Origin of the sequence: Curtobacterium sp. ME12, assembly GCF_903970855.1 — a bacterium.
Classification (GTDB): domain Bacteria; phylum Actinomycetota; class Actinomycetes; order Actinomycetales; family Microbacteriaceae; genus Curtobacterium; species Curtobacterium poinsettiae_A.
On the sequence record NZ_CAJCKD010000010.1, the window covers coordinates 92,635 to 104,921 of the forward strand.

Sequence of the window (12,287 nt, forward strand, 5' to 3'; positions counted from 1 at the left end):
GCACTGCCGTGTTCAGGCGATGCTCCAGCGTGTTCCGGACGGCGTGTCCTCGATCGTGATGCCCGCGGCGGCGAGGTCGTCGCGCACGCGGTCGGCCGCGGTGAAGTCCCGTGCTGCCCTGGCGTCCGCGCGCTCCTGCACGAGGCGTTCGACGAGGGCGGCGAGCGGGCCTGCCGAGGTGTCGTGGCCACCGCCCGACCAGTGGGCGGCTCGCGGGTCGATGCCGAGCACCTCCACCATCGCAGCCACCTGATGGTACGCGGTCCCGAGCGTTTCCGCATCGTCGGCGTCCAGGGCGGCGTTGCCGGTGCGCACGGTCTCGTGCAGCACGGCCAAGGCCTGGGGCACGGAGAGGTCGTCGTCCATGGCTGCGGCGAAGGCCTCGGGCACGGCCGGGGCGTCGGCGAGGTGGACGCCCTCGAGCCGGGTCTCGGCGCGCTCGAGGAACCCGGCGATGCGGTCGTACGCAGCCTCGGCCTCAGCCAGGGACCCCTCGTGGTGGTCGATCGACGAGCGGTAGTGGGCGGCACCGAGGAAGTAGCGGACGACGGCGGGACGGGCGGATCCGAGGAAGTCCGCGGCGAAGATCGAGTTGCCGAGCGACTTCGACATCTTCTGCCCCTCGACCGTCACCAGCCCGTTGTGCAGCCAGTACGACGCGAACGGGTCCCCGGCGGCCGTGGACTGCGCCAGCTCGTTCTCGTGGTGCGGGAAGCGCAGGTCGAGCCCGCCGCCGTGGATGTCGAACGCGGGGCCGAGGTACCGGCGCGACATCGCCGAGCACTCGATGTGCCAGCCCGGGCGGCCGGCGCCCCAGGGGGAGTCCCAGTTGGCCGTCGACGGCTCGCCGGGCTTCGCACCCTTCCAGAGCGCGAAGTCACGGGCGTCGCGCTTGCCACGCGGATCGGCGTCGGCGGCCTCGACCATGTCCTCGCGCCGCTGCCGGGTGAGCGCTCCGTAGTGGGCCCAGCTGCCGGTGTCGAAGTAGACGTCACCCGAGCCGTCGTCGGCGGCGTAGGCGTGCCCGCGGTCGATGAGGCGCTGGATGATCTCGTGCATCTGCGGCACGCTCGCCGTGGCCCGCGGTTCGTACGTCGGGGGCAGGATGCCGAGGGCGTTGTACGCGGCCGTGAACTCGAGCTCGACCCGGTATGCGCGGGCGAACCACTCCTCGTCCGTGCCGGCGGCCAGGTCGAGGACCTTGTCGTCGATGTCGGTGACGTTGCGCACCAGGGTCACCCGGTACCCGCGGTGGGTGAGCCACCGGCGCCAGATGTCGTAGACGAGCGCGGACCGCAGGTGCCCGATGTGCGGCGACGACTGCACCGTCGGACCACAGACGTAGACGCTCACGTGTCCGTCGACCAGGGGCACGAGGTCGACGACGGCTGCGGCGCGGGAGTCGTAGAGGCGAACGGTCACGCCTCAACCCTAATCGGCGCGGGGCTGCGGTTTCAGGAGGGACGCACGAGTGCCGTGGCGATCGCCGCGAGCCCGTCGCCACGGCCGGTGAACCCGAGCCCGTCGGTCGTCGTGCCGGACACGGCGACGGGCGCGCCGACGACCGCGGACAGGGCGTCCTGCATCTCGTCGCGGCGACGACCGATGCGCGGCCGGTTGCCGACGACCTGCACGGTGACGGACAACGGCACGAGCCCGGCGTCCGCGAGCAGCGCGACCGCGCCGCGGACGAACACGTCGCCCGTGGCGCCGGCGTACTGCGGATCAGCGGTGCCGAAGCGTCCGCCGATGTCGCCGAGGCCCCCGGCGGAGAGCAGGGCGTCGCACACCGCGTGCGCCACCGCGTCGCCGTCGCTGTGCCCGGAGAGGCCGGGTTCGCCGGGGAAGTCGAGCAGCCCGACACGGCAGGGCGAGGCGTCGTCGAAGGCGTGCACGTCGACGCCGAGCCCGAGGCGGACCGCGGCGACAGCGTCCGCCGGGTTGGCACCCGCCGCCGCTCCGGCAGCCGCACCAGCACCAGCACCAGCACCAGCACCAGCACCAGCCTCGGTCCGCGCCCGCACGATCGACTCGGCCCGGCCGAGGTCCCACGGCGTCGTGATCTTGAAGGCGTCGGCGTCACCCGGCACGAACCGGACGGTGCCCCCGACGGCTTGGAACACCCCGGCGTCGTCCGTCTCGGACTGCGACGACACCGCGTAGGCCTGCCGCAGTGCCGCGAGCGGGAAGCCCTGCGGCGTCTGCACCCCGACGAGCGCCGCACGGTCGACGGTCTCGACGACGACGTCACCGTCGACCCGCTTCACCGTGTCCGTGACGGGGAGCGCCGGCACGACACCCGCACCGTCGCCGGCGGCGACGGCCTCGAACACCCGCGAGAACTGTGCGGCGGGCGTGAGGCAGCGCGCCGCGTCGTGCACGAGCACCGTGGTGACGGAGTCCGGCAGGACGGCCAGGCCGGCCTCGACGGAACCGTGGCGATCCGTGCCTCCTGGGACGACGGCCGTGTACGCGGCAGCCGCACCCGCGACGGAACCGACCACCTGCCGACACTCGTCCAGGTGCGACGCCGGTGCGACCACGACGACGAGCGTCGGCGACGGCAACGCGAACAGGGGTTCGAGCGCCCGTGCGAGCATCAGCGAACCGGCCACGGGCACGAACGCCTTCGCGGTCCCGATGCCGAGCCGGGTGCCGGAGCCCGCCGCAACGACGACGACCGCCCGGTCCACCCCTTCGGGGAACCGTGCGGTCGTCGTTCGTGCTGTCGCGTTCAGTGCGCTGTCGTCAGGCTCAGGAAGCCAGGACCTCGTCGAGGACGGTCGATGCCTTGTCCTCGTCGGTCTTCTCGGCCAGCGCGAGCTCGGAGATCAGGATCTGCCGGGCCTTGGCCAGCATCCGCTTCTCACCCGCGGAGAGCCCGCGGTCCTGATCGCGCCGCCAGAGGTCGCGGACGACCTCGGACACCTTGATGACGTCACCGGAAGCGAGCTTCTCGAGGTTCGCCTTGTAGCGGCGTGACCAGTTGGTGGGCTCTTCCGTGAACGGCGCCCGGAGGACCTCGAAGACCTTGTCGAGTCCTTCCTTGCCGATCACGTCGCGGACGCCGACCAGGTCGACGTTGTCCGCCGGGACCTCGATCGTCAGGTCACCCTGCGTCACCCGCAGTTTCAGGTAGACCTTTTCCTCGCCCTTGATGACGCGAGTCTTGACTTCAGAGATGGTTGCCGCCCCGTGATGGGGGTAGACGACGGTCTCGCCGACCTCGAATTGCATGTATCAGGCTCCGTTCCCAGACGTCCAGTTTACCACAAGGGCCGTTCCGGTAAGGGGACCCTCAACGCTCACCCCTCCCGGTGATCGCTAGGATGGGCGCGGGGACCGCCCGGTCTCCATCGTGACTTACGGAGGAATCTCTTGCGACCTCGGGTACTCGTGTCCGTCGCCGTTGCGGCAACCATCGCGCTCGGCGCCACCGGGTGCGAGTTCATGTCGCCGGCCCACACCGTCGACATCAAGCAGATCACCGACGGCGTGGACGTCTCGACCGGCAAGGTCGACGTGCGGAACGCCCTGCTGATCTCGGACGACGGAGCGAGCGCCCGCTTCATCGGCACGCTCGTGAACAACGACGACCAGGACGACTACACCGTCTCGATCGAGATCGGCGGCGACACCCAGACCGTCGACGTGCCGGCGAACACCCACGTCGACCTCGCCATGGCCGCGGGTGCGGGCAGCGACGACGAGTCGAGCGTGCAGGAGGGCGACACCACGCAGGGCACCACCGCCGGTGACGCCGAGCCGATCGTGTTCGACAACGCGGATGCGGAGCCCGGTTCGCTCGTGAAGGTCTACTTCAGCTACCCCGACGCCGAGGGCACCTCGGCCAACGTGCCGGTGCTGACGAGCTCGCAGGAGGAGTACCAGACCCTCGCGCCGAGCCCGACCCCGACGCCCACCTCGACGTCCCCGTCCGAGAGCGGCGCACAGTCGACCGGCGAGGCCGTGCCCGGCACGCAGCCGACCGACTCGCAGACGGATTCGTCCGAGGGCGACAACGGCACCGACTGACCCCGACGGGCGCGGCTGACACCGCGCCCGGACCGTTCGCACAGGAGGCCCGGTGCGAGTCCCACGGACTCGCACCGGGCCTCCTGTCCGTGCGTCTCAGGCCGTCTGCATCAGGCCGTCTGCATCAGGCCTCGATGCGGTACCCGAGACCGCGGACCGTCACCAGGATCTCGGGGGTCGACGGGACCCGCTCGATCTTCGAGCGGATGCGCTTGATGTGCACGTCGAGGGTCTTGGTGTCGCCGAAGTAGTCGGAACCCCACACCCGGTCGATGAGCTGCCCGCGGGTCAGCACTCGGCCGGCGTTCCGGAGCAGCAGCTCGAGGAGCTCGAACTCCTTGAGCGGCATCGGGGTCTCGGACCCGTCGACCGACACCGTGTGCCGCTCGACGTCCATCCGGATGCCGCCGACCTGCAGGATGCCGCTGTCCGCCGGGTCGTCCTCGGTGCGACGACGGAGCACGGCACGGATCCGGGCGAGGAGCTCCCGGGTCGAGTACGGCTTCGTCACGTAGTCGTCGGCGCCGAGCTCGAGCCCGACGACGATGTCCACCTCCGAGTCCTTCGCGGTCAGCATGATGATCGGTGCGTTCGAGCGGGTCCGGATCTGCCGGCACACCTCGGTGCCGCTCAGGCCCGGCAGCATGAGGTCGAGGAGCACCAGGTCGGGGTTCTCCGCGTCGAACTTCGACAGCGCGGTCACACCGTCGGCAGCGACGGAGGTCTCGTACCCCTCACGCTGCAGCAGGAACTCCAGGGGCTCGCTCAGGGCCGGCTCGTCGTCGACGATGAGGATCTTGGTCACGATGGCTGCTCTTCCAGTTGCTCTTCGAGTGCTGTGGTCAGTTCGGGATCTGCCTCGGGCAGACGGATGGTGAAGGTCGAGCCCTTGCCGGGCTGCGACCAGACGCGCACGTCACCACCGTGGTTGCTGACGACGTGCTTGACGATCGCGAGCCCGAGGCCGGTGCCCCCGGTGGCGCGCGACCGTGCGGGATCGACACGGTAGAACCGTTCGAAGACGCGGTCGAGGTCGGCCTCGGGGATGCCGACGCCCTGGTCGGTGACGGCGATCTCGACGAAGCCCTTCGACGACCGGACGCCCACGCCGACGCGGGTGTTGTCCGGCGAGTACTTCACCGCGTTGGCGATGAGGTTCGACACCGCGACCTGCAGCAGTCCCCGGTCGCCCATCACCCGCAGCTTCGACTTCTTGGCGCGGATGATCTCGATCGAGCGGGCTCGGGCGACGACCTCGTTCGCATCGATCGCAGCCTGCACGATCTTGTCGATGCCGGTCTCCTCGCTGTTCTCGAGGGCGTCGACCGACTGCAGCCGGGACAGCTCGATGATGTCCTTCGTCAGCGCCCCGAGCCGCTCGGACTCGGTGATGAGCTGCGCGGCGAACTTCTTCACGTGCACGGGGTCGTCGGCGGCCAGGACGAGGGTCTCGGACAGCAGGCCGATGGCGCCGATCGGCGTCTTCAGCTCGTGCGAGATGTTGGCGACGAAGTCGCGGCGGACCTCGTCGATGCGCCGGCTCTCGGTCAGGTCGTCCGCCGTGAGCAGGACGTACCGGTTGCCGAGCTGGGCGGCACGGAAGCTGAGGTAGCCGATGAGCTCCCCGTGGCGGCCGCGCGGCAGCTCGAGGTCCTCCGACCCCATCTCCCCGCTCTTGCGCACCCGGTCGATGAGCTCGAGCAGCTCGTGGTGCACCAGGCGTCGGCGCACGACGAGCCCGGCGGTGAGGGCCTGGGGGGATGCCGCGACGACGGTGTTCGACGGGTCGATGACGACCGCCGGGTTGTGCATCGTCGCGATGACCGCTGCGACGCCGTCCGGCAGGGTCCGCTCCGCCACGTCGGCAGCACGTGCCGTCCGCTCGGCGGTGATGATCAGCACCACGACGCCCGCGCCGAAGACCCCGCCGAGGAGCATCGACAGTGGCACGAGCCACGCGTTGTCCATGCCGCCAGTGTAGGGATGGTCATGCGGGGTTCCGGTACCGTTCACCGTCTGCGGAAGGCCAGAACGCGAAGCGTTCAGCCCCGCGTCACCGTTCGTTCACCTGGGCTGACGACACTCGTCCGGTACGCAGAGAGAGGTACTCCCCCATGCGCGAAGTCTTCCAGCAGGAACTCCAGGACGTCCAGGAGCGACTGACCGAGATCGCCGGGCTCGTCGAGTCCGCCATCACCCGAGCCACCCAGGCCTTCAGCGACTCCGACGTCGCCCTCGCCGAAGAGGTGATCGCCGACGACGAGAAGATCGACCTCGCTGCGAACAGCCTCGACGAGATCGCGATCGACATCCTCGCCCGCCAGGCACCGGTTGCCCGTGACCTGCGCGTCGTCGTCACCGCCCTGCGCGTCAGCTCCTCGCTCGAGCGCATGGGCGACATGGCCGAGCACATCGCGCAGCTCGCCCGCCAGCGCTTCCCCGAGAAGGTCGTGCCGAAGGGCCTGCGCAGCACCTTCAAGGAGATGGGCCGGCACGACGTCGCGATGGCGCAGAAGCTCACGCGGCTGCTCGCCACCGAGGACATCGCGCTGTCGGCCGAGATCCGCGACGAAGACGACGCCGTCGACGAGCTGCACGCCAGCGTCTTCGACTTCGTGCTCGGCGAGGCCTGGAAGGGCGGTCCGATCGACACCGTCGACGCCACGCTGGCCTCTCGCTACCACGAGCGCTTCGCCGACCACGCGGTCTCGATCGCGAAGAAGGTCGAGTACCTGGCGACCGGCGACTGGACCGGCGCGTCCACCTCGACCGCGGCGGTCTGACCCGGCCCGATCGTCTGACCCGGCCCGATCGGTCTGCGAGGATCGTGGCATGGCCCAGGTCGCGATCATCGTCAACGGCATGCCCGGTTCCGGCAAGAGCAGCATCGGCACGGCCCTCGCCGAGGTGCTCGGCTGCCCGTTCCTGTCGAAGGACCGCATCAAGGAGCCCCTCGCCGACGTCGTCGGCCCGATGATCGCCTCGCGTCCGCTCGGTGGCATCGCGATGGACACGATGTGGTCCATGGCGCGGGCCGTGGAGAACGGGGTCGTCCTCGACGCGGTGTGGCTGCCGTCCCGTGACCGGGACCGCCTGGAGGCCGGACTCGCCTCCGCCGGGTCGCCTCGCGCCGTCGAGGTGTGGTGCGACACGGACCGCGCCACCGCCGAGCAGCGGCTGCGCGACCGGTACGAACCGGGCACCGTGCCGGTGCGGCACGAGGTGCACGGGGACCTGGCCGACGTGCTGGCCTTCTGGGACGAACACGGCGAGGACGCCCGCCCCGTCGGGCTGCCCGGCGTCCCGGTGATCCGGGTCGACACGACGAAGCCCTACGACGTCGGGGGTCTGGTGCAGGAGATCGCGTCGCACTTCGTCTGAGCGCTGCGACCGGTACGACGAACGCCCCGCCCGGATGCCGGACGGGGCGTTCTCGCGGGTACCGCTACTTCTTGGCGCCCTGGGCGGCCACGGCGGCGGCACCGGCCGCGGCGGCCTCGGGGTCCAGGTAGGAGGCGGGCTTCGTCGGCGTGAAGTCGTCGTCGAGCTCGTACACCAGCGGGATGCCCGTCGGGATGTTCAGGCCGGCGATGTCGTCGTCGGAGATGCCGTCGAGGTGCTTCACGAGCGCACGCAGCGAGTTGCCGTGGGCCGTCACCAGCACGGTCTTGCCGGCGGCGAGGTCCTTCGTGATGTCGGACTCCCAGTACGGCAGCAGACGGTCGATCACGAGCTTGAGTGACTCGGTGCGGGGCAGCTGGTCGCCGAGTTCGGCGTAGCGGCGGTCACCGAACTGCGACCACTCGGCGTCGTCGGCGATGGGGGGCGGCGGGACGTCGAACGAGCGGCGCCACTCCATGAACTGCTGCTCGCCGTACTCGGCGAGGGTCTGGGCCTTGTCCTTGCCCTGCAGGTCGCCGTAGTGGCGCTCGTTGAGGCGCCAGTCGCGCTTCACCGGCAGCCAGGCCAGGTCGGCCTGCAGCAGCGCGATGTCGGCCGTCTGGATCGCACGGGTCAGGAGCGAGGTGTACAGGACGTCGGGGACGATGCCGGACTCGGCGATGAGGTCGCCGGCGCGCTTCGCCTCCTTCTCGCCCAGCTCGCTGAGCCGGACGTCGACCCAACCGGTGAACAGGTTCTTCTGGTTCCAGTCACTGTTGCCGTGACGGAGCAGGACGAGCGTGGAGGTCATGTCTGCGAGTCTACCGAGCGGTACCGGCCCCGTACCCTTGACGCATGCCCATCGGGAACGTGACGCGCGGGACCACCGGGTACAACCGGCTCCGCCGCGTCGACCGGTGGATCGCGACCCTGCCGGTGCTGCGCCGGACGGACGACCCGCTCGTCGCCGACGTCGGCTACGGGGCGTCGCCGACCACCACCCTCGAACTGCGCGACCGGCTGGCCGCCGTCCGACCCGACGTCGAGGTGACGGGCATCGAGATCGAGCCCTCGCGGGTCGCACTCGCGAACGCCGGGACCCGCGACGGCGTGACGTTCCGTCTGGGGGGCTTCGAGACGCCGACGCCCGGGCAGCGCCGACCAGCCGTCATCCGCGCGTTCAACGTGCTGCGGCAGTACGACGAGTCCGCGGTGATCGGGTCGTGGCGGATCATGCAGGACCGGCTGCAGCCCGGTGGTGCGCTCGTCGAGGGGACCTGCAACGAGGTCGGCCGGGTGGCCTCGTGGGTGACGCTCGACGACGTCGCGCCGCGGACCTTCACGGTGTCGCTCCGGCTCGCCGGGCTCGACGTGCCCTCGATCGTCGCCGAGCGGCTGCCGAAGGCCCTGATCCACCGCAACGTCCCCGGCGAACGGGTGCACGCCTTCCTGCGGGACCTCGACCTGTCGTGGGCGGTCGCCGCACCGCTCGGCACGTACGGGCCCCGGCAGCGGTGGATCGCCACGGTGCGCGGGATGCGTGACCGCGGCTGGCCGGTGCTGCACGGGGTGACGCGCTGGCGGCTCGGCGAGCTCAGCGTCCCGTGGTCGGCCGTCGAGCCCGCCTGACCCTCCGACGCAAGACACCGGTGTTCGCGCTCCGAACACGCGCAAACCGCGGTGCGACCGGCGAACACCGGTGTTCTGCAATCGTCGACGGGGAGCTAGGAGCGTCTGACGGCTCCGAGGCGGGGCAGGCGCGGGACGTTCGCCGTCGCACCGGCCTCGGGCGGGACGATGGTCTCCTGCGCCGCGGTCACCACGACGTCGTCGGCCTCGAGCCGCAGGGTCGCGGTGGGGTCGAGGGAGCGCTTCACCACGGCGAGCCCGATCGGACCGAGCTCGTGGTGGATCGCCGACGCCGACAGTCGACCGACCTGCTTGTCGTCGAGCAGCACGGGCGTGCCCGGCGCCGGCAGCACGCCGTCGGACCCGTCGAGGTGCAGCAGCACGGCCCGTCGCGGCGGGTGCCCGAGGTTGTGGACCTTCGCGACGGTCTCCTGCCCCCGGTAGCAGCCCTTCGACAGGTGCACCGCGGAACGGAGCCAGTCGAGCTCGTGCGGGATCGTCCGTTCGTCGACGTCGGACAGGGTCGGGCGCCAAGCGGCGATCCGCAGGGCCTCGTACGCGAGCAGCCCCGCGACGGGGACGTCCGACGCGGCGATCGCGGCCGCGGTACCGGGGGTGACCACGGCGATGCGGAGGGTCCAGTCGGAGCCGGGGTGGGCCTCCAGATCGGCGTAGCCCCATCCGCCCGGCGTGACGGCACCCCACGGGTCGACCCACTCGGCGACGGGCGGTTCCGGCAGTTCCACGGACGCGAACGGGGCGTCCGCGCCGAACCAGCCGAGGGTGACGAAGTCGGCGGAGCGGTCGGCGACCTCGACCCGGAGCATGAAGCGCATCGAGTCCAGCCAGCCGGCGAGCGGCGCAGCGTCAGCGCGCTCGGTGAGCAGCCAGACCGTCGCACCGTCGTCGACGACGCGCGCTGCATGCTCGACGCGTCCGGCCTGGTCGAGCACGAGCGTCTCGGTGCTCACACCGGTCGGCAACCCGCTGAGCTGCTGCGAGGTGATCGAGTTGAGCCACGACAGTCGGTCCGGTCCGGAGACGGTGACGACACCGAGTCCGAGCTCGACGACGGCGCGCCCACGGGTCAGCAGGCGCTGCTCCCCGATCGGGTTGCCGAAGTGTGCGGCGACGGAGTCGGCCGCGACGAAGCCGTCACGCGCGGCGAACACCGACATCAGTCGACCTTCGCGAGCTGCCCCGAGGCGTGCGAGGTGAGTTCGCGACCGAGCGCGGCGATGTCCCACGCCCAGAAGAGCTTGCCCTCGACCAGTCCGTACAGGCGGGTCGCGGCGGAGTAGTCCTTCGCGTTCGGCGAGCGCATCACGGCGTCGGTCGACAGGTCGATCCGGCCCTTCAGCACGCGGCCGACGTAGAGCTCGTTGACGCCCGTCGGGTGGATGATCGCGGCTTCGACGTCGAAGCCGTCGGTGGTGTTGCGGAGCGCCTCGACGCTCTCGACCGTGCTGAACGGCGTCGGGCCCTCACCCAGGAGCATCGCTGGACCCCGGTCACCGGGCTCCGTCGGACGGTCGATCCGCCAGTAGCCCATCTCGGCCGCGAGCGGGGTGTGGTCGTCGTCGAGCAGCCAGGTGGTCGACGAGTAGTTCAGGTACGGCAGGCCGTCGTGGCTGAAGCTGACGCGCTGGCCGAACTCGTAGTTCCGGACCGCGTCGTCGTCACCGACCGGGTACTCGACCACGCCGGTGCCCTCCCACACGCCGACCAGCCACGACAGCGGGACCAGTTCGGGGGCGAGGCCCTCGGGCAGCTCGATCAACGCTGACCCTTGAACAGCTTCACGACGACGACCACCGAGATGAACGCGATCGCGAGCGACGCCAGGCCGAGGAGGCCGACGTAGAAGAGCTCGAGCGCAAGCAGCGAATCCATGCTCGGAGTCTACGCGGCTCGGCTCAACGCACCAGGAGCACCACCGCGGTGACGAGGACCACGACGAACGCCCCGGACGACGCGATGCTGATGCGCTCGACCAGGCCGTCCTTGGTGGCGGTGATGAGCTGCAGCACGAAGCTGACCATCACGCAGGCGACGAAGACGAGCAGCAGCCAGGCGAACGCGTCGCGCTCGGCCAGGGTCAGCACGAGCACGGCCCCGACGACCGCCAACACCCAGACCGGCAGGACGGACGTCAGCCGCAGGCGACGCTGGTCGGTGGGGGGCACGGGCTCGGTCACGCGCTCCATCATGGCAGGGGTGACGCCCGGCGCGCGCTTGCGGCTTGCCGCGCAAACCGTCCGGCCGGATGAGGACTTCCCGAGCATCACTAGGATGTGTCCACGACGTCATCCACCTCCGGAGGTCCTGTGGCACAGCTCCTGGTACTCACCTCGACCGCGCCCGGAGACGTCCTGCCGAGCCTGGGCCTCCTGAGCCACCGGATCCGCCACGTGCCGGCCGAGGCCGCACAGCTGGTGAACGCCCCGCAGAGCGACCTGATGTTCGTGGACGCCCGCACCGACCTGGTCAGCGCGAAGGCCCTGTGCAAGATCCTCGCCTCGTCGGGGTCTACCACGCCGATCGTTCTCGTCGTCACCGAGGGCGGGCTGACCGCCGTGAACAGCGACTGGAACGTCGACGACGTCGTGCTCGAGAGCGCCGGCCCGGCCGAGATCGACGCCCGCATCCGGCTGTCGGCCGGTCGTGCGGCGAAGGGCCAGACGAGCTCGAAGATCCAGGCATCCGGTGTCGTCATCGACGAGGCCAGCTACTCGGCCAAGGTGCGCGGCCGGCCCCTCGACCTGACGTTCAAGGAGTTCGAGCTCCTGCGCTTCTTCGCCACCCACCCGTCACGCGTCTTCACCCGCGAGCAGCTGCTCAGCGAGGTCTGGGGCTACGACTACTTCGGTGGCACCCGCACGGTCGACGTGCACGTCCGACGGCTGCGCGCCAAGCTCGGCGACCTCGAGTCGCTCATCGGCACCGTGCGCAACGTCGGGTACCGCTTCAACGTCTACGACGACGAGGCCGAGCGCCTGATGGGGCAGTAGTGCTGCCCGACCTCGGCAGCTTCGTCGCCCCCGGCGAGGCTCCCCCGTTCTCCGATCAGACCCTGGTGGACGTCCGCGCGGGGCGCGCGACCGTCCTGACCGTCGATCACGGGGTCGCGGTGGTCCGTGACGGTGAGCTCGAGATGGTCGTCGCCCAGGAGGCCCGTGGCCAGGGCATCGGCACGGCCCTGGTGTCCCAGGCACTCGCGCTGGGCGGCGGGGCCGCTCCTC

Annotated in this window: 15 protein-coding genes; 6 read left to right on the forward strand and 9 right to left on the reverse strand. The window is 70.7% G+C overall.

What is annotated here, in order from left to right; all coding sequences use genetic code 11:
- Positions 1 to 12 precede the first annotated feature (12 nt).
- The 3 genes from cysS to H7A73_RS07355 all read right to left on the reverse strand — a co-directional run bounded on the left by cysS (position 13) and on the right by H7A73_RS07355 (position 3,237).
- Positions 13 to 1,422, reverse strand: coding sequence for a cysteine--tRNA ligase (cysS, locus tag H7A73_RS07345; RefSeq protein WP_182065334.1), 1,410 nt, complete (start codon positions 1,420 to 1,422; stop codon positions 13 to 15).
- Between the two features lie 32 nt (positions 1,423 to 1,454).
- Positions 1,455 to 2,693: a 2-C-methyl-D-erythritol 4-phosphate cytidylyltransferase gene (gene ispD / locus H7A73_RS07350; RefSeq protein WP_182065335.1), complete on the reverse strand. Its 1,239-nt coding sequence runs from the start codon at positions 2,691 to 2,693 to the stop codon at positions 1,455 to 1,457.
- A gap of 61 nt (positions 2,694 to 2,754) precedes the next feature.
- On the reverse strand, positions 2,755 to 3,237 hold the full coding sequence (locus H7A73_RS07355; protein WP_017888066.1) for a CarD family transcriptional regulator: 483 nt from the start codon (positions 3,235 to 3,237) through the stop codon (positions 2,755 to 2,757).
- Positions 3,238 to 3,378: 141 nt separating this feature from the next.
- Between H7A73_RS07355 and H7A73_RS07360 the strand changes: the two genes are divergently transcribed.
- Positions 3,379 to 4,035, forward strand: a complete 657-nt coding sequence (locus H7A73_RS07360) for a hypothetical protein (RefSeq protein WP_182065336.1) — start codon at positions 3,379 to 3,381, stop codon at positions 4,033 to 4,035.
- Between the two features lie 124 nt (positions 4,036 to 4,159).
- Here H7A73_RS07360 and H7A73_RS07365 read toward each other — a convergent pair whose 3' ends face one another.
- Positions 4,160 to 4,840, reverse strand: a complete 681-nt coding sequence (locus H7A73_RS07365) for a response regulator transcription factor (protein ID WP_027466611.1) — start codon at positions 4,838 to 4,840, stop codon at positions 4,160 to 4,162.
- Positions 4,837 to 6,003 (reverse strand): sensor histidine kinase, encoded by a 1,167-nt coding sequence (locus H7A73_RS07370; protein ID WP_182065337.1) that lies wholly within the window; start codon positions 6,001 to 6,003, stop codon positions 4,837 to 4,839. The genes H7A73_RS07365 and H7A73_RS07370 overlap by 4 nt, the downstream gene beginning before the upstream one ends.
- Positions 6,004 to 6,149: 146 nt before the next feature.
- On the opposite strand from H7A73_RS07370, the gene phoU reads away from it, so the two are divergent.
- Positions 6,150 to 6,818 carry a phosphate signaling complex protein PhoU gene (gene phoU / locus H7A73_RS07375; protein WP_027466613.1) on the forward strand — a complete coding sequence of 223 codons (669 nt, stop codon included), beginning with the start codon at positions 6,150 to 6,152 and terminating at the stop codon, positions 6,816 to 6,818.
- Between the two features lie 49 nt (positions 6,819 to 6,867).
- On the forward strand, positions 6,868 to 7,416 hold the full coding sequence (locus tag H7A73_RS07380; RefSeq protein WP_182065338.1) for an AAA family ATPase: 549 nt from the start codon (positions 6,868 to 6,870) through the stop codon (positions 7,414 to 7,416).
- 64 nt (positions 7,417 to 7,480) lie between these two features.
- On the opposite strand, the gene H7A73_RS07385 is transcribed toward H7A73_RS07380, so the two are convergent.
- Positions 7,481 to 8,227, reverse strand: coding sequence for a phosphoglyceromutase (locus tag H7A73_RS07385; protein ID WP_182065339.1), 747 nt, complete (start codon positions 8,225 to 8,227; stop codon positions 7,481 to 7,483).
- A gap of 44 nt (positions 8,228 to 8,271) precedes the next feature.
- Between H7A73_RS07385 and H7A73_RS07390 the strand changes: the two genes are divergently transcribed.
- The gene (locus H7A73_RS07390) at positions 8,272 to 9,045 is read left to right on the forward strand and encodes a class I SAM-dependent methyltransferase (RefSeq protein WP_182065340.1); all 774 of its coding nucleotides are present in this window, start codon (positions 8,272 to 8,274) and stop codon (positions 9,043 to 9,045) included.
- A gap of 95 nt (positions 9,046 to 9,140) precedes the next feature.
- Here H7A73_RS07390 and H7A73_RS07395 read toward each other — a convergent pair whose 3' ends face one another.
- From H7A73_RS07395 to H7A73_RS07405, 3 genes are all read right to left on the reverse strand, one after another.
- Positions 9,141 to 10,223, reverse strand: coding sequence for a YgfZ/GcvT domain-containing protein (locus tag H7A73_RS07395; RefSeq protein WP_182065341.1), 1,083 nt, complete (start codon positions 10,221 to 10,223; stop codon positions 9,141 to 9,143).
- Positions 10,223 to 10,825: an FABP family protein gene (locus H7A73_RS07400; protein WP_182065342.1), complete on the reverse strand. Its 603-nt coding sequence runs from the start codon at positions 10,823 to 10,825 to the stop codon at positions 10,223 to 10,225. The genes H7A73_RS07395 and H7A73_RS07400 overlap by 1 nt, the downstream gene beginning before the upstream one ends.
- Positions 10,826 to 10,961: 136 nt before the next feature.
- Positions 10,962 to 11,243 (reverse strand): hypothetical protein, encoded by a 282-nt coding sequence (locus H7A73_RS07405; protein WP_182065343.1) that lies wholly within the window; start codon positions 11,241 to 11,243, stop codon positions 10,962 to 10,964.
- Between the two features lie 129 nt (positions 11,244 to 11,372).
- Here H7A73_RS07405 and H7A73_RS07410 point away from each other — a divergent pair, with 129 nt between their 5' ends.
- Both H7A73_RS07410 and H7A73_RS07415 read left to right on the forward strand, forming a co-directional pair.
- Positions 11,373 to 12,056: a DNA-binding response regulator gene (locus H7A73_RS07410; protein ID WP_017888078.1), complete on the forward strand. Its 684-nt coding sequence runs from the start codon at positions 11,373 to 11,375 to the stop codon at positions 12,054 to 12,056.
- On the forward strand, positions 12,056 to 12,287 hold a 232-nt coding region (locus H7A73_RS07415), incomplete at its 3' end, for a GNAT family N-acetyltransferase (RefSeq protein WP_182065344.1). The genes H7A73_RS07410 and H7A73_RS07415, both read left to right, overlap by 1 nt.